Origin of the sequence: Novosphingobium sp. (assembly GCF_049240505.1) — a bacterium.
GTDB lineage: Bacteria > Pseudomonadota > Alphaproteobacteria > Sphingomonadales > Sphingomonadaceae > Novosphingobium.
Genome location: NZ_JBMLSM010000179.1, coordinates 1 through 16,856 on the forward strand (window position 1 = coordinate 1; position 16,856 = coordinate 16,856).

Consider the following 16,856-nt stretch of genomic DNA (forward strand, 5'->3'; position numbering starts at 1 on the left):
GCACGCCCATGCCGACGAGGTTCGAGCGGTGGATGCGCTCGAAGCTTTCGACGATGACCGCGCGCACGCCCAGCAGGTTGGTGCCCTTGGCCGCCCAGTCGCGGCTCGATCCGGTGCCGTATTCCTTGCCCGCGATGACCACGGTGGAAACGCCATCGGCCTTGTGCTTCATCGCCACGTCATAGACCGAGCCGACCTCGTCGCCATAGCGCGAGAAGCCGCCTTCGATGCCGGGGACCATTTCGTTCTTGATGCGGATGTTGGCAAAGGTGCCACGCATCATCACGTCATGGTGGCCACGGCGCGCGCCGTAGGAGTTGAAGTCCGCCTTCGAGACCTGATGCTCCATCAGCCACTGGCCAGCGGGGCTGTCAGCCTTGATCGAACCGGCCGGGCTGATGTGGTCGGTGGTGATCGAATCGCCCAGGATCAGCAGCGGCTTGGCTTCGATGATGTCGCTGACCGGAGCCGGCGTCATCGACATGCCTTCGAAGTAGGGCGGGTTGGCGACATAGGTCGACCCGGCGCGCCACGAATAGGTTTCGCTGCCCGTGACGTTGATCGCCTGCCAGTGCGCATCGCCCTTGTAGACGTCGGCATAGCGGGCCTGGAACATGGCGCGGTCCATGCAACCGGCCATCGTGCTGGCGACTTCGCTGTTCGAAGGCCAGATGTCCTTCAGATAGACGTCAGCGCCGTCCTTGCTCTTGCCGATGGGGGTGGTGGTGAAGTCTTCGATCACCGTGCCCTTGAGCGCATAGGCGACGACCAGCGGCGGCGAGGCGAGGAAGTTTGCACGCACGTCAGGCGAAACGCGCCCTTCGAAGTTGCGGTTGCCCGAGATCACGGCGGCGGCGACAAGGCCGTTGTCGTTGATCGCCTTGCTGATCGGTTCTGCCAGCGGGCCGGAGTTGCCGATGCAGGTGGTGCAGCCATAGCCGACGAGGTTGAAGCCCACCGCGTCGAGATGCTCCTGCAAGCCGGCACGGTTCAGATAGTCGGTAACGACCTGCGATCCCGGTGCCAGCGACGTCTTGACCCACGGCTTCGGCTTCAGGCCCAGTTCGTTGGCCTTCTTGGCCACGAGGCCCGCCGCGACCAGCACGCCGGGGTTCGACGTGTTGGTGCAGCTGGTGATGGCGGCAATCGTCACGTCACCGTCGCCGATATCGTAATCCGTGCCAGCCACCGGAACGCGCTGCTGCGCCTTCTTGTAGGTGTTCGCCATGTCGGCGTTGAACACGTCGTCCACTTCGGGGAGCGACACGCGGTCCTGCGGGCGCTTGGGGCCTGCGAGCGACGGCACCACGGTGCCGAGGTCCAGTTCCAGCGTCGAGGAGAAGATCGGCTCGACCGAGGGATCGATCCAGAAGCCCTGCACCTTGGCATAGGCTTCGACCAGCGCGATCTGCGATTCTTCACGGCCGGTCAGGCGCAGGTAATCCAGCGTCTTTTCGTCGATGCCGAAGAAGCCGCAGGTTGCGCCGTATTCGGGTGCCATGTTGGCCAGCGTCGCACGGTCGGCCAGCGAAAGCGCGGCAAGGCCGGGGCCGTAGTATTCGACGAAGCGACCCACCACGCCATGCTTGCGCAGCATGTTGGTGCAGGTCAGCACGAGGTCGGTCGCGGTCACGCCTTCCTTCAGTTCGCCGGTAAAGCGGAAGCCGACCACTTCGGGGACGAGCATCGATACGGGCTGGCCCAGCATCGCGGCCTCAGCCTCGATCCCGCCAACGCCCCAGCCCAGCACGCCAAGGCCATTGACCATCGTGGTGTGGCTGTCGGTGCCGACGCAGGTGTCGGGATAGGCTACCGTCACGCCATTCTGGTCGGTGCTGGTCCACACCGTCTGCGCGATGTTTTCGAGGTTCACCTGATGGCAGATGCCGGTGCCGGGGGGCACGGCGTAGAAGTTGTTGAGGCTCTTCGAACCCCACTTGAGGAAGTCGTAGCGCTCCATGTTGCGCTGATATTCGATTTCCACGTTCTGTTCGGCGGCCTTGGGATGTCCGAATTCGTCCACCATGACCGAGTGGTCGATCACGAGGTTGACCGGGACCAGCGGGTTGATCTTGCTGGTATCACCGCCCAGCGTGGCGATGGCATCGCGCATTGCGGCAAGATCGACAACGCAAGGAACGCCGGTGAAATCCTGCAGCAGCACGCGCGCGGGGCGGTACTGGATTTCGTTGTTCGATTCGGCGGGGTTCTTCTGCCAGTCGACCACTGCCTTCACGTCGTCGGCCGAAACGGTGAAACCGCCGTCCTCGAAGCGCAGGAGGTTTTCCAGCAAAACCTTCATCGAGAAAGGCAGGCGCGAAATGTCGCCAAACTTCTCTGCGGCCTTGTTGAGCGAGTAGTAGGCGTAGTCCTTGCCGCCCACGTTCATCGTGCTGCGGGTGCCGAGCGTATCCTGTCCGACCTGGGTCATGGCTGTGCGTCTTCCCTCCTGTCGCGGCCGTTGCTGTACGGTGCCACGCGGGGAATCGCTCTAGGACCAAAGGTCCGTGGCGGCGCGGCGGATTACGGCCAGAAAGCCCGTGCGCGATGCGCGCAAACCAGTCATGCGTCAAGGGCGGGAAGCCGCCATTTTTCGCAAGTGCGGCACAATTTTCAGGCCAATATGCCTTATTGATTTTCAATAGCAATAGTGTGCGGTTACGATGCCTTCGTGCTGCCCCGCGTTGCATAAAGACACCCTGCCACGATCAACGCCACGCCGATCAGCATGGGCACGGTTACCGGCTCGGCAAAGGCGAACCAGCCCACGATGGCGGCCCAGATGAACGCGGTGTATTCCAGCGGCACCATGAGTTGCGCCTCGGCCTTGCCGTAAGCCCAACTCATAAGCATGAGCGAGCCAGTGGAAAGCGCAGCCGATGCGATAAGCAGCCACCATACGCTGCGATCGGGGAACGGCGCGAACCACCAAGCGCCAAGGCCCAGAAACAGGAACTGCACCAGCGTCTGGAAGAAGGCGACCTCTTCCGGTTTGGCCACCAGTGCCTGCTGCCGCTGCAACACAAGGTTCCAGGCATAGAGCACTGCAGAAACGAGGGTGGCGATCAGCCCTTTCATCGCCTCGGCATCGGCAGGCCCATTGAATTTGCCGCCCGCGATTACCGCCACACCCAGCAGCGCCAGCACCGATCCGCCAATGGCCGCGGATCGCACTTTCTCCCCCAGCAGCAGCGCCGCCAGATAGAGCGCGATCAGCGGTGCGATGAATGACAGCGCGATCCCTTCGGCCAGCGGCAACCGCACGATGCCATAAAAGAACAGCACTGCCATGACCGAGGCGACCACCCCGCGCAGCACATGGACTTTCAGGACCGGCAGCGCAGGCCAACCCTGTCCGCGCCACAGCCAGATCGGTGCCATGATCGCTGTTCCCGCCAGACCGCGCCAGCACATCGCGGCATAAGCACCGATGGCCAGCGACGCCGCTTTCATAACGCCGTCCATCAGCGAGAACATCGCAAGGCCCAGCATGGCCGCTATAATCGGGAGCAAAGGGATGCGTGGCTCGTTCATTGCCAAGGCATAGGCAAAAGAGGCCCAAGGCAAAAGGCTTGCAAACTGGAACCATCTTTTCGTGTCCGCAGCAGCACAAAGCTCCGATTCAGCCTATAGACAGGCGCGGCGCTTGATAGTGCTGCCTGCATGGGGCAGGACGAAGTGTGATCAAGGCACGGCTTTCCCGGTATTGCCGTGTGGATGAACAGGGAATTGAAGCGAGTGATGCGCAAGTTTGACGGGAACCGCCCAGATGCATTGGTTGGCGCGGCTATTATGGCTCTGGCAATGGCATCCGCCCCGGCGCAGGCGCAAACCGCACAGGGCAGCGGCCCGGTTGACCTGACAAAGCAGGCCCAGCCCGCCCCCCAGCCCACGCCGACGCAAAACGTCGTTGCGCCCGCGCCAGCAACGCCGGTTCCCGCGCCAGTCGCGCCGGTTCCCGCGCCGCACTGGACACAGGCTGATGCGCAGGCTCTGCTGGTGGCGATCAAGGCCGTCGGCAGCGAAGGCCTGTTTCCCAAGGACTATCAGCCCGATACGCTCTCTGCCGCCATCGTGAAGGGCGAAGGCAAGGAACTGGACGAAACGGCCACACGCCTGTTCGGCTGGCTGATCGAAGACTACCGCGATGGCCGCACGCCCATGCCCGCGCGCGTGCAGTGGTTCGCCGTCGATCCCGATCAGGACGTGAACCCCACGCAGTTGATCATCGCCTCCGCGCTGGAAAAGCACGACATCAAGGGCGCGCTCGCCGCCCTGCTGCCCACGCACCCCGATTATGCCGCGCTCAAGGCGGCGCTGCCGAAGGCGACCACGCAGAAGCAGGCCGCCCAGATTCGCGCCAACATGGATCGCTGGCGCTGGCTTGCACGCGATCTCGGCTCGCAATATCTGCTCACGAACGTGCCCGAGCAGATGCTGCGGCTGACGGTGCGCAACAAGATCATCAAGAGCTACAAGGTCGTCGTGGGCAAGCCGGGCCGTACCGCTACGCCGCAGTTGGCCGAAACCGTAGAAGGCGTGATCTTCAACCCCACGTGGACGGTGCCGCAGTCGATCGTGGCGGGCGAAGGCCTCGGTGCGCGACTGGTCAACAACCCCCGTCAGGCCGAGCGTGAAGGCTACAAGGTGACCAAAGCCGCCGATGGCACGATCTATGTCGTCCAGCAGCCGGGTGACAACAACTCGCTGGGCCGCATGAAGCTCGACATGCCCAACGAACATGCGATCTTCCTGCATGACACGCCCAGCAAGGCCGCGTTCAACCAGCCTGTCCGCGCGCTCAGCCACGGTTGCATCCGCGTGGAAGGCGCGGTGGAACTGGCGATGACGATGGGCATTCTGGGTGCCGCGATGACGCCGGAAGATGCCGCGCTGGCGCACACCTCGAAAATCTACACCAAGGTGCCGATGACCAAGACGTTCCCGGTCTACATCACCTATTTCACGGTTGCGCGCGATGTGAACGGCATGTTGCGGTCGTTTACAGATATCTACAACCGCGATGCCCCCGTCCTCGCCAGCTTCGCCAAACCGCGCGAGGCGCACACAACCCAGCGCAAGAGCACCGAGGAAGTGATCAAGCTGGATAATCCGCTTTAAGGTGAGGACTCGGCTTAGCGTCTGCAATCGAAAGGCGCGGTATGCGAGCCGTGAGGTAGCAATCGAGGCCGCGCTGAAAAGCGGCCTCATGCTTCATCCCTACCGCTGTGACCGTTGTTTCCACTGGCACCTCACCAGCCGCACCAAGGGACGGCGGGTTTTGCGCTCATAATCCTCGAAAATCCTCCCCATTTTTCCGCAGGACAAATGGGGAGGGGGACCGCCAGCGAAGCTGGTGGTGGAGGGGAAAAACCCCTCCTTCATTCGCTGGCGCGAATGCCACCTCCCCGCCTGTGCTTCGCAAAGGCAGGGAGGATCAAAAAGTGGTTACCCCAGCCCCAGCCGATCTGCATAGATCAGCCGCCCGCCGGACAGGTGCCACAGCGCTTCGTTGAAATCCGCCTCGCCCATCGCCAGGCAGCCGTCAGACCGGCCCAGTTTGCCCCACTTCGCCAGCATGTCCTCGTTGGCATACCATGCCGGATGCAGCACGATGGCGCGGTCCAGCGCGTTGGTGTTGTCGGGCGAAAGGCCGCCAAGCCTGATCGAGGTGCCGTATTTGCCCTTGTACCATTCATAGGTGACATAGGCTCCGCGCGACGTGGCAAGGCTGCCAACCTCGTTGGAGAAGGTCTTCAGAAACCCGTCATGCTCAGGGTCCGACCCGCGTCCGTGCGCGACAAGGAAGGAGCGCACGCTGCCACTTTCGAGATTGGCGAAATGGAAGCGCGGGAGAGACGATGGCATCGCGAAATCGGCAATCCCGACGATATCGGTGCGCCACAACGCAGCGCGATGCTGTTCGACCTTTTCCTTGGCCAGTTCCAGCACGCGACGGTGCTGATCGTTCGGGTAATAGACCGCAGCCGCCACGCGCGGCGGCACCACGGCGGCAACGGCACTTGCCGCCACGCCTGCGATTACCGTTCGCCGATCGACTTTCATGCTCATGTTCAGTCCCGTATCACACCGCGTCCTTACCGGGCGTGAACGAGGCATTCTAGCCATTTGCTCCAGAATTTCCAGCCTGTGCGCCCGGCTGCGCGCCAAGCCGGACCAATGCGAGGCCATCCACGCGCATCACCGTCCATTCATCCATGAACTTTGCGCCCAGCGACTTGTAGAAGCCGATGGCCGGTTCGTTCCAGTCCAGCACCGACCATTCCAGCCTTGCACAATCGCGCTCAACGGCCAGCGCCGCCAGATGTGAAAGCAGCGCCTTGCCCAGCCCGCTGCCGCGCGCTTCTGGCTGCACGAACAGGTCTTCCAGATAGATCCCCGGCTTGCCTTCAAACGTCGAGAAGTTGTGAAAGAACAAGGCGAAGCCCTGCGCCACGCCATCGACCTCGCCAATGACGACCTCGGCATAGGGGCCATGACCATTATTCTGCTCGAACAGCTTTTGCCCCAGCACGGCTTCATCGAAACGCACTTCATGCGCCAACTTTTCGTAGTCCGGCAAGGCCCGGATGAGGCGGGCGACAAGCGACAGGTCGGCAGGTGTTGCCGGGCGGATGGAGATCGTCATTCGGCGAGCAACTTTCCAACGTCGCGTCGTCCATCGACAATGCGCAGGATGTCGATTGTTCGTGAGGTATAATCAAGGCGATAGAGGATGAGGTAAGGCGGAACCGGCCAAACCCGCAAATCTTCCGCAAGGGCGCTTCTCCCACCTCCTGCTTTGGGATAGTCTCCCAGCCTTGCTACACCCTCATCGATGCGGTCAATCCAGCGATCAGCAAGGTCATCGCCCTGCTCGGCAAGGTAGCGCCAGATTTCGAAGAGATCATCAATGGCTTTGGGCTTGCGAACGACGGTCCAGACGGACTGCGCTCTATCCGTCATGCTTGTCCCGCATCTTGCGGAACCGCGCCTTCAGGGCATCGCTGCCTTCCCATGCTTGCGATGGTCCACTTGCATCGGCTTCGGCGACCAGTTGTTGCAGGGCCGCTGTGGCCTCCGCGTCGTGGGTGCGGCGCGCATTCCACTGGCGCAATGCCTCACGAATGACATCGCCCGATGAAGCGTAGTCCCCGGATTTGACCGCTCCCTGCACTGAATCCAGCAGGTCATCCGCCAAATCGATGGAGATTTTCTCGATCTTGCCCATGTACGGACATTATCAAGATTCCTGTCGTGCGCAAACCGCTCAAGCCGCTCGCCGCGCCAACCGTTCCTTCACGATGGGCCAAAGCATCCCCAGCGCCAGCCCGGACATGACCAGCGCAAATGCGGCAATCTTCCAGCCCTGCACCGGCTCGCCCAGCGCCAGCGCCGATGTTGCCAGTCCGAAGATCGGGACCATCAGCGCCATCGGTGCTACTTGCGCGGCGGGGTGCCTGCCCAGCAGCCAGCCCCAGGCGGCATAACCGAACATGGTGTTGCCCACCGATTGCCACGCTACCGCGCTCCATGTGGCGCCATTGGCGGCTGCAATCCCTGCCAGCATCGCCTGCGGCCCTTCCAGCACCAGCGCGAAAGCCAGCAGTGGCGGCACGGCAAAGATCGCCGACCACACGTCATAGGCCAGCATGTTCAGCGCCGGGTCGGCCCGCACGGCGTTGCGTGCCACGATATTGCCGCAACCCCACGAAAACGCTGCTGTCACGCACAGGGCAAGGCCCAGCGGCGTGGCGCTGCCATCGGTGTGGGCAAGGATCGTGGCGAGGCCCACGCTGGCCAGTACCAGCGCGATGACCTGCACTTTGGCCATGCGCTCTCCGGTCAGCCACATCGAAAGGCCGATGGTGAAGAACACCTGCATCTGCAGGATCAGGCTGGCGATGCCCGGCGTAATGCTGGCGCGCATCGCGGTGAACAGCAGCCCGAACTGGCCTGCGCCGATCAGCAGGCCATATGCCGCCAGATTACCCCACGAAACCTTCGGACGCGGCAGGAACAGGATCAGCGGGAAGGCCACGAAGATGAAGCGCAGCATCGCAAAGGTCAAAGGCGGCAAATGCGCCAGACCCAGCTTGATGACGGTGAAATTGCTGCCCCACACCGCCATGATGGCGATGGCCAGCAGGATGTGAAGTGGCGGCAGCCCCTGTTTCTCGGCCAACTACTCCGCTGCCTCGGTCACGTTGCCCGCATCGGTGGTTGCCGCCTCGATCTCGGCGGCCTTCTGTTCCACCAGCGATACGATGTGATCCAGCATATCGGCGGACTGGACGTGGTGGTCGGTCACGCCCGAAAGGTAGACCATGTGCTTGCCATTGCCGCCGCCGGTCAGCCCGATATCGGTTTCGCGCGCTTCGCCGGGGCCATTGACCACGCAGCCGAGGACCGAGAGCGAAATCGGCGTCTTGATGTGGCTCAGGCGGCTTTCGAGCGCTTCTACCGTCCGGATTACGTCAAAGCCCTGCCGCGCGCAGCTGGGGCAGGAAACCACACGGACGCCGCGCGTGCGCAGCCCCAGCGATTTCAGGATTTCGAAGCCGACGCGCACTTCTTCTTCAGGCTCAGCCGAAAGCGACACGCGCAGCGTATCGCCGATTCCCGCCCACAGCAGGTTGCCGATGCCGATGGAGGATTTGACCGTGCCGCCGATCAGCCCGCCCGCCTCGGTAATCCCAAGGTGCAGCGGGCAATCGACCGCTTCGGCAAGGCCCATGTAGGCAGCGACGGCGAGGAACACGTCGCTGGCCTTCACGGCCACCTTGTATTCGTGAAAATCGTGGTCCTGCAACAGCTTGATATGGTCGAGCGCGGATTCCACCAGCGCTTCGGGGCACGGCTCGCCGTACTTTTCCAGCAAGTCCTTCTCAAGGCTGCCTGCGTTCACGCCGATGCGGATCGCGCAGCCGTTGGCCTTGGCGGCGCGGACGACTTCGGCCACGCGGTCTGACGATCCGATATTGCCGGGATTGATGCGCAGGCACGCCGCGCCCGCATCGGCTGCTTCCAGTGCGCGCTTGTAATGGAAGTGGATGTCCGCGATCAACGGAACGCGCGCCGCCTTGGCGATCTTCTTGAACGCGGCGGTGCTTTCCACATCTGGGCATGACACGCGGATCAGGTCAGCGCCCGCTTCTTCGCAACGGCGGATCTGGTCGATGGTGGCGACCGCATCCGACGTCAGCGTGTTGGTCATGGTCTGGACGGTGATCGGCGCATCACCGCCGACGGGAACCGCGCCGACCATGATCTGGCGGCTCTTGCGACGCGCGATATCGCGCCAGGGACGAATGGAGGACATGGCGGTCCTATAGGCGCAAACGGTGAATCCTGAAATACACCTAGATGCACCTAGGCGCACCTAAGTGCGTTTAAACGGCTCCAGCGAACAGGAATTCGGGATCAATATGGTCCCCGACGGCGAACGTGATGTCGGCAACTTTTTCCAACCCATAGCGCCGGTAGAATCGCTGGGCTTCCGGGTTGTGCGCATAGACCGAAAGCTGCACTTCGTCCGCGCCCCATCCGCGCGCTTCCGCCAGCGCCCAATCCATCAGCCTTGCGCCGTGGCCGCGTCCGATCAGGTCGGGGTCTGTGTAAAGCTGCTTGAGTTCCATCGGAGCGGTGGCGGCGGTGTGCTGGGGCAGGGTGCTGTGGCGCACGATCTTGCAGAAGCTGGCGAGCTTGCCACCTTCCTCTATCACCGCGATTTTCATGTCGGGATCGGAAAGCTGCGCCGCCACGGTTGCTTCCGAGTGCGATTCTTCAAGGAATTGCGCAAGGTTTTCAGCGCTGTAGAGATGGCCGAACTTCGCCACGAAGGCGCGGCGACCAAGGTCTGAAAGAGCGGGGATATCGGCGGCAGTAGCAGGGCGGAGCGTCATGGCCCCGCCTTACCTTGCACAGCAGTCTGATTCCAAGCCTGTCAGCCCGCCTTTTCGGTCTTAACCCGGGTATAGGGCACGAACTGACCGAGGCCCACCGAGCCGCGCCAGAAGCCGACATTGCGATCAATCATGCGGACGATATCGACATTGCACAGTTGCGATCCCCAGGGCGTGGTCACCATGATGCTGTTGTCATCAAGCGACGAAGCCCCGGAATCCGGGCGGTTCACCCAGATCGTGTTGCCCGATTCATAGACGATGGCGGTCTTGTCATAGATGCGCGTGTTCATCACGCGGGGCATGTAGATGCAGTTCACCGGTTCCCCGGCCACGCGGCCCTCCAGCGCCTTTTCAAGCTGCTGTTCGGGCGTGAGACGCGGCTTGGCGTCGGCGGCGACTCCCATCAGGAGCAGCGATCCGGCGGCCAGTGCCGCAGCGATTTTGCTGGCGGTGGTCTTCATGACTGGCACTTCCTTTTAGATTCGATCCCGGATCGATAATCGCTGCGGCCTGAACCCATGCTGAAAGATCAGCCCCCGTTTTCAGGCCGTTCCGCCCACCGTCAGGCCTTCGATCAGCAGCGTGGGCTGGCCGACGCCTGCGGGCACGCTCTGCCCGCCCTTTCCGCAGACACCAACGCCTTCGTCCAGTGCAAGATCGTTGCCGATGCCGGTGACCTTTGTCAGGCAGGTGGGGCCATCGCCGATCAGCGTTGCGCCCTTGATCGGCGCGCCCAGCTTGCCGTTCTCGATGCGATAGGCTTCGGTGCAGGAAAACACGAACTTGCCGCTGGTGATATCGACCTGCCCACCGCCGAAGGACTTGGCGAAGATGCCGTTCTTCACGCGCGAAAGCAGTTCTGCCGGATCATCATTCCCGGCACGCATGAAAGTGTTGGTCATGCGCGGCATCGGGGCATGGGCAAAGTTTTCCCGCCGCCCATTGCCGGTGGGAGCGACACCCATCAGGCGGGCGTTGAGGCGATCATGGATATAGCCCTTGAGGATGCCGTCTTCGATCAGCACGTTTTCCTGCGTGGGCGTGCCTTCATCGTCGATCGACAGCGAACCGCGACGGCCCTGTCCATTGACGCCCAGCAACGTGCCGTCATCCACCACGGTAACGCCGGGGGCGGCAACGCGCTGGCCGATGCGGCCCGAAAAGGCGCTGGTGCCCTTGCGGTTGAAATCGCCTTCCAGCCCGTGACCGACCGCCTCGTGCAGCAGCACGCCGGGCCAGCCGGGGCCGACCAGCACGGTCATTTCCCCTGCGGGAGCGGCAACCGATTCAAGGTTCATCAGGGCCTGCGCAAGCGCCTGATCGATGGCGCGGTTCCACGTTTCGGGCGCGAAAAGATCATCGTAGAGACGGCGGCCACCGATGCCGAACGATCCGGTTTCGCGCCGTCCGTTCTGTTCAGCCACGATGGACACGTTCAGTCGCACCAGTGGGCGGACGTCATGCGCGACGAAACCGTCGGCGCGCACGATTTCCACCACCGACCACGAGCCGGAGAGCGAAGCCGAAACCTGCGCCACACGCGGATCGCGGGCGCGGGCGGCGGCATCAATGGTTTCCAGCAGCTTCACCTTGGCTTCGAACGGCACGGCATCGAGCGGTGAGGCTTCGGTATAGAGGTGGCGGTTGTTGTTCCGGGGCGGGGCCGCAGCCTGTCCCTTCGCCGGATCGAGCAGCTTCAGCGTTTCCCCGGCGCGCGCGATGGCGGCGGCGGAAATCTCGTTCGCGTGGGCAAAACCGGTCATCTCGCCCGAAACGCCGCGCAGGCCGAAGCCCGCATCGCGCGAATAGTCTGCCGTTTTCAGCCGTCCGTCATCGAAGCCGAAGCTCTCGCTGGCGATGAATTGCAGATACAATTCGCCATCGTCGCACGATTTCAGTGCGTTTGCGGTAAGCGCCTGCGCTTCGTCAGGGGTGAGCAGGCCAGAGCGGTAGAGCAGCGAGCGGGTATCGATAGCGGTCATGCAGACCGATATAGGGTGCGCGGGGGCTGGGGGGAAGGCCGGTTGTCGGCGGGTGGGGCTGTGACGCGAACATCCTTCGACAAGCTCAGGATGAGCGGCGTTTTTTGGCTACGTCTGACTTCTCAACCCGCTCGTCCTGAGCTTGTCGAAGGACGTATCTCAAGCCGCCGCAGCAGTATCCGCAGGACCGCCCTTCAGCACGAAGCGCTTGTCGCAATAGCCGCATTCGACAAAGCCGCGTTCGTCAATTTCAAGCCACACGCGCGGGTGGCCGAGTGCGGCACCGCCGCGAATGTCGGAAGCGCCATCGCAGCTTACGCGGTGGTGATCGGTGAAGACGGTTTCTGGTGCCTGCATCATGGGGTGTGCGGCTAGCAAATCTGCGGGCTTCAGACAATTGCGTTTTGGCGCGCAGTGGTGCAGGCAGCAGGCCATGACTTCGCTTGAAAATCCCGCCCCTGCCATCCGTATCCGCGATCTGGTGAAGCGTTATTCCCCGACCGGAAAATCTGCCGGAAAGCTCGCGCTTGATGGCGTCAGTTTCGATGTGCCGCAGGGCCAGATTTTCGGCCTTTTGGGGCCAAACGGCGCGGGCAAATCCACGCTTATCAACACGCTGGCCGGTCTTGTGATGAAGACATCGGGCAGCGTGGAGATCTGGGGGCACGACATCGATCATGACGTGCGCAACGCCAAGGCATCAATCGGGATCGTACCGCAGGAAATCGTGTTCGATCCGTTCTTCACCCCTGCAGAAGTGCTGGAAAATCAGGCGGGACTGTATGGCGTGCCCAAGGCGCTTCGGCGCACGATGGACCTGCTGCGCGCGGTCCATCTGCAGGACAAGGCCGATGCCTATGCCCGGTCGCTTTCAGGCGGCATGAAGCGGCGTTTGCTGATTGCCAAGGCAATGGTCCATGCGCCGCCGGTGCTGGTGCTGGACGAGCCGACGGCGGGCGTCGACGTGGAACTGCGGCGGCAGTTGTGGGAACTGGTCGGCGAACTCAACCGCGATGGGGTGACGGTGGTCTTGACCACGCACTACCTGGAAGAAGCGGAAGAGTTGTGTGACCGCATCGCCATCATCAATCACGGCAAACTGATCGCCAACAAGCCGACGCGTGAACTGGTGGACATGGCGCGCGAGAAAATCGTGGTGCTGACGCTGGACCGCGATGTCGATGTTGCGCCGCAGCATCCAGCTTTCCTGAAAAGCGTGGTTTCGGGCGAGCGGCAGGTCGAGGTCGGTTACGACAAGGACGCGATGACGGCGGGCGAAGTGATGAGCCTGGTGCAGGGGCAGGGCTATGCCATCATCGATGTGTCAACACGCGAAGCTGATCTTGAAGATGTGTTCGTGACGTTGACGAGCAAGCCGCGCGAAACGGCGTGATCGCCTGTTGCGTTGTAGGGCAAGTCCTTCTTACGGCTTGAAAATGGCCTCGTCGCCACCTGCGCTGCGGCGCCATCCACCCACTTCACGGCGGCGGATTTCTGTGCGGCATCGCTTGCAATGCCCGACAAAAGCATGGCCGTTCCATTCCACCGTCTCGCGTGCCGGACGATGGCGATTGAACAGGCACAATAGTCTTGAGCCGGGCATGGCCACTCCGTTCGGGAAATGCTTTGTAAGTAGCACTGCGTATCATGCTGCGAATGCGAAGCACAGGAACAAGCGTGGTTAAGGTGCATTAAAATTGCCCTTCTTTTTCATGCGCAAAATATGACGACGACGACTTTTTCGCAGTGCGTTGTACTTTCCAGCTCTCTGCCCAGCGGCTACGGCGAGTGTGAAGAGCAATCTGGCCGCAGTGGAATGCGCCCTGCGCAGCGAGAGGACGGACGGGAAGGTGGATCACGCAGGCGGGCATGATGTCCTGATCATCGGATCAGGCGCGGCGGGGCTGACAGCGGCACTGGTGCTGGCGGAAAAGTGCCGGGTGCTGGTGCTGGCCAAGGGCGGGCTGGACGGCGGATCGACCAACTGGGCGCAAGGCGGCATTGCCGCCGTGCTGGACGAAGGCGATACCTTCGACGATCACATTCGCGATACGATGATTGCGGGCGCAGGCCTGAACCGGCGCGAGACGGTGGAATTCGTGGTCGAGAACGCCCCGCAGGCCATTGCGCGGCTGGTGGAACTGGGCGTGCCTTTCAATGCAGAGGCGGGATCGCTGCACCTGACGCGCGAAGGCGGGCACTCGCACCGCCGGATCGTGCATGTGGATGACGCAACCGGGGCGGCGGTGCAGAAGGCGCTGCTGAAGGCTGCCCGTGAACATCCGAACGTGACGCTGCTGCCGGGGCAGACCTGCATCGACCTGATCACAGGACGGCATGAAGCGGCGCGCTATTCGGGATCGGGCCGGGTATGGGGCGTCTATGCGCTGGATGAGGCGACCGGCAAGGTTGAGGCACATACTGCGCGGGCCACGATCCTTGCCACCGGCGGGGCAGGGCGCGTTTACCAGTTCAGCACGGCACCGCGCGGTGCGACGGGCGATGGCATAGCGATGGCATGGCGCGCGGGTTCGCGCGTTTCAAACATGGAGATGATGCAGTTTCACCCGACCTGCCTCTATCACCTTGAGGTCAAGAACTTCCTGATCACCGAAGCGGTGCGGGGCGAAGGCGGAAGGCTGATCAATCCGCGCACCGGCAACCGCTTCATGGCGCACTACGATGCCGAGCGCATGGAACTGGCCCCGCGCGATGTGGTGGCGCGCGCGATCGATGCGGAGATCAAGAAGTTCGGTCTGGACTATGTGCATCTGGATATCAGCCACATGCCTGCCGATTTCGTGCGCGGCCATTTTCCCAACATCTATGAAAAGCTGATCGGGCTGGGGATCGACATGACGACCTCTCCCATCCCGGTGGTGCCTGCGCAGCACTATACCTGCGGTGGCGTGCTGATCGATCTGGATGGGCGAACCGACCTGCCGGGGCTTTATGCTGCGGGCGAATGCACCGAAAGCGGGTTGCATGGCGCAAACCGCCTTGCATCTAATTCGCTGTTGGAATGCTTCGTGTTCGGCGATGCCGCTGCGCGCGATATCCTGCGCCGCTGGGATAGCTTCGATGCTCCGCCGCAAGTGCGCGGGTGGGACGAAAGCCGCGTTACCGATTCCGACGAGGAAGTGGTGATCAAGCAGAACTGGACCGAAATCCGCCGCTTCATGTGGAACTATGTGGGGATCGTGCGCACCAATAAGCGGCTGGAGCGCGCGGCCCACCGCATTGCGCTGCTGTCTGATGAAGTGAACGACTATTACGGCCACTTCCGCGTGACCACGGATCTGATCGAACTGCGCAACCTGTTGCAGAGCGCGGACCTGATCGTGCGATCGGCCCGCGCGCGGCATGAAAGCCGGGGGCTGCACTATACGCTGGACTATCCGCAGACCGATGCCGTGGCCAAGGATACGGTGCTGGTGCCGTAAAATTTACGCGGCTTCGGCTTCCACGAACTCTGGGTAGAACACCGGCGGTCGGGTGGACCACCCATGCGCCGTGGCGGCGGCTTCGCTGATCGACTGCAGCAGGTGGCGGCGGCGGTCCGGGCGGATCATCGGCAGGGCGGCCGCTCCGCAGAACGCGCCGGGCAGCCACGGGCGGGCTTCGGCTCCCAGCAGGCGTTCGTAGAGAAAGCGATAGGCCGAAAAGCCCGTGATGCGGCCCTGCGCCAGATCGAATGCGGTCACGCGGATCAGCGATCCCATGAAGGGTTCGAGGCTGTCCAGCCCGTCAACGTGGCCGATCAACTGGCGCAGCATGGGGACTTCTGCATAGAGCGCGGCCTGCTGGCGGATCGAAACGATTTCGTCGCCGCTACGAGCCCAGCGGTGTTCGGCATCGCCACGGCCAAGCGCTATATCCAGACTGCGGCGGATGTAGCGCTGCTCGCACGCGGCGAAGCTGGCGAATTCGCGCATCTCTGAAATGGTCATGCCGCTTGCGTCATAGCGTGCCATCGTCGTGTCCTCCTGCCGCCTATGGGACTCGGCCCCGTGCGGCAGGAGAAGTATGGCACGGTGTGGTTAACGGTGCGTAAGCATGTTTGCCGGGCGGACCTCAGGCAAAGGCGCGGTAGGCACCGTAGGCGCTGGTAAGGGTGAGGACGATACCGACCATGATCAGCATGGCCTTGGGCGGAATGTGCTTGGCCGCCCATGCCCCGAACGGTGCAGCGGCAATGCCGCCGATCAGGAAGCCGAGCGTGGCACCCGCCACGTCTGCTACGCCGAGATGGAAGATGAAGGCGGCCGATACGGTGAGGGTCAGGAAGAACTCGACCGTGTTGACGGTGCCCACGACCTTGCGCGGATCGGCGCCCTGAATCAGCAGGTTGGACGTGACCACCGGCCCCCAGCCGCCGCCGCCGACTGCATCAAGGAAGCCACCGAGCAGGCCGAGCGGGGCCACGTGCTTGGCCTCCTTGATCTTGGGTGGATAGAGAATGCCGCGCGTCAGCAGGTAAACGCCGATGCCGCAAAGATAGAGCAGCACCCACGGCTTGACGATGGAGGCGTCTACCGACGTCAGCACATAGGCGCCGATGATGCCGCCCGCCATGCCGGGGATCAGCAGGCGGAAGAACAGTTTCCTGTCGATATTGCCGTGTAGCAGGTGGCTGATGCCCGACGTGGCCGTGGTAAAGCACTCCACGATATGCACCCGCTGCGAAGCAAGCGCGGGCGGTATGCCCAGAACGCCGACCATAAGCGTATTGGCGATGACCCCGAAGGCCATGCCCAGCGCGCCATCGACCATCTGTGCGGCAAAGCCCACCGCAATGAACGGCAATAGCGCCGCCCAATCAAAACCTGCCAGAAAATCCATCGCGAATCCCACCCTGTTGTCCGCCTCGTGGCGGCGCAGGGAGTTAGCCGGATGGAATGTCTACCGGAAAGGAAGAATTTAAACTCTACCGCAAAGGGAGAGTTTTTTGCGATGAACCGTTGGG

At 62.5% G+C, this 16,856-nt stretch carries 17 protein-coding genes; 3 read left to right on the forward strand and 14 right to left on the reverse strand.

The genetic code is table 11. From position 1 onward, the window contains the following. The coding region (acnA, locus tag ACOVQ0_RS14460; protein WP_421885792.1) for an aconitate hydratase AcnA at nucleotides 1-2,431 on the reverse strand (2,431 nt) is incomplete at its 3' end. 227 nt (nucleotides 2,432-2,658) lie between these two features. Further along, nucleotides 2,659-3,534, reverse strand: coding sequence for a DMT family transporter (locus tag ACOVQ0_RS14465; RefSeq protein WP_421885795.1), 876 nt, complete (start codon nucleotides 3,532-3,534; stop codon nucleotides 2,659-2,661). Nucleotides 3,535-3,741: 207 nt separating this feature from the next. Between ACOVQ0_RS14465 and ACOVQ0_RS14470 the strand changes: the two genes are divergently transcribed. Further along, nucleotides 3,742-5,121, forward strand: a complete 1,380-nt coding sequence (locus tag ACOVQ0_RS14470; protein ID WP_421885798.1) for a L,D-transpeptidase family protein — start codon at nucleotides 3,742-3,744, stop codon at nucleotides 5,119-5,121. 327 nt (nucleotides 5,122-5,448) lie between these two features. Here ACOVQ0_RS14470 and ACOVQ0_RS14475 read toward each other — a convergent pair whose 3' ends face one another. The 10 genes from ACOVQ0_RS14475 to ACOVQ0_RS14520 form a co-directional block, all read right to left on the reverse strand. Next, nucleotides 5,449-6,072 (reverse strand): murein L,D-transpeptidase catalytic domain-containing protein, encoded by a 624-nt coding sequence (locus ACOVQ0_RS14475; RefSeq protein ID WP_421885801.1) that lies wholly within the window; start codon nucleotides 6,070-6,072, stop codon nucleotides 5,449-5,451. A 49-nt stretch (nucleotides 6,073-6,121) separates the two neighbouring features. Then, nucleotides 6,122-6,649: a GNAT family N-acetyltransferase gene (locus ACOVQ0_RS14480; protein WP_421885804.1), complete on the reverse strand. Its 528-nt coding sequence runs from the start codon at nucleotides 6,647-6,649 to the stop codon at nucleotides 6,122-6,124. Continuing rightward, nucleotides 6,646-6,966, reverse strand: a complete 321-nt coding sequence (locus ACOVQ0_RS14485) for a type II toxin-antitoxin system RelE/ParE family toxin (protein ID WP_421885807.1) — start codon at nucleotides 6,964-6,966, stop codon at nucleotides 6,646-6,648. Before ACOVQ0_RS14485 ends, ACOVQ0_RS14480 begins: the two co-directional genes overlap by 4 nt. Beyond that, nucleotides 6,956-7,231, reverse strand: coding sequence for a ribbon-helix-helix domain-containing protein (locus tag ACOVQ0_RS14490; RefSeq protein WP_421885810.1), 276 nt, complete (start codon nucleotides 7,229-7,231; stop codon nucleotides 6,956-6,958). Before ACOVQ0_RS14490 ends, ACOVQ0_RS14485 begins: the two co-directional genes overlap by 11 nt. A 39-nt stretch (nucleotides 7,232-7,270) precedes the next feature. Further along, the gene (locus ACOVQ0_RS14495; protein WP_421885813.1) at nucleotides 7,271-8,185 is read right to left on the reverse strand and encodes an EamA family transporter; all 915 of its coding nucleotides are present in this window, start codon (nucleotides 8,183-8,185) and stop codon (nucleotides 7,271-7,273) included. After that, nucleotides 8,186-9,322, reverse strand: a complete 1,137-nt coding sequence (ispG, locus tag ACOVQ0_RS14500) for a flavodoxin-dependent (E)-4-hydroxy-3-methylbut-2-enyl-diphosphate synthase (protein ID WP_421885816.1) — start codon at nucleotides 9,320-9,322, stop codon at nucleotides 8,186-8,188. It abuts the gene before it with no gap. Between the two features lie 70 nt (nucleotides 9,323-9,392). Continuing rightward, complete coding sequence (locus ACOVQ0_RS14505; RefSeq protein WP_421885818.1) at nucleotides 9,393-9,905, reverse strand: GNAT family N-acetyltransferase; 513 nt, start codon at nucleotides 9,903-9,905, stop codon at nucleotides 9,393-9,395. 41 nt (nucleotides 9,906-9,946) lie between these two features. Next, entirely contained in the window at nucleotides 9,947-10,369 is a 423-nt protein-coding gene (locus ACOVQ0_RS14510) for a hypothetical protein (protein ID WP_421885821.1), read from the reverse strand. A gap of 81 nt (nucleotides 10,370-10,450) precedes the next feature. Beyond that, nucleotides 10,451-11,890: a metalloprotease TldD gene (tldD, locus tag ACOVQ0_RS14515; protein ID WP_421885823.1), complete on the reverse strand. Its 1,440-nt coding sequence runs from the start codon at nucleotides 11,888-11,890 to the stop codon at nucleotides 10,451-10,453. Between the two features lie 159 nt (nucleotides 11,891-12,049). Further along, nucleotides 12,050-12,250, reverse strand: a complete 201-nt coding sequence (locus ACOVQ0_RS14520; protein WP_421885825.1) for a zinc-finger domain-containing protein — start codon at nucleotides 12,248-12,250, stop codon at nucleotides 12,050-12,052. A gap of 73 nt (nucleotides 12,251-12,323) precedes the next feature. Between ACOVQ0_RS14520 and ACOVQ0_RS14525 the strand changes: the two genes are divergently transcribed. Both ACOVQ0_RS14525 and nadB read left to right on the forward strand, forming a co-directional pair. Then, nucleotides 12,324-13,283, forward strand: coding sequence for an ABC transporter ATP-binding protein (locus ACOVQ0_RS14525; RefSeq protein ID WP_421885828.1), 960 nt, complete (start codon nucleotides 12,324-12,326; stop codon nucleotides 13,281-13,283). A gap of 457 nt (nucleotides 13,284-13,740) precedes the next feature. Further along, entirely contained in the window at nucleotides 13,741-15,333 is a 1,593-nt protein-coding gene (nadB, locus tag ACOVQ0_RS14530; protein WP_421885860.1) for an L-aspartate oxidase, read from the forward strand. Nucleotides 15,334-15,336: 3 nt separating this feature from the next. On the opposite strand, the gene ACOVQ0_RS14535 is transcribed toward nadB, so the two are convergent. Further along, a complete protein-coding gene (locus ACOVQ0_RS14535) occupies nucleotides 15,337-15,864 on the reverse strand; it encodes a hypothetical protein (RefSeq protein WP_421885831.1) in 528 nt (175 codons plus the stop codon). Nucleotides 15,865-15,964: 100 nt separating this feature from the next. Beyond that, nucleotides 15,965-16,732, reverse strand: coding sequence for a sulfite exporter TauE/SafE family protein (locus ACOVQ0_RS14540; RefSeq protein ID WP_421885834.1), 768 nt, complete (start codon nucleotides 16,730-16,732; stop codon nucleotides 15,965-15,967). Between the last annotated feature and the right edge of the window lie 124 nt (nucleotides 16,733-16,856).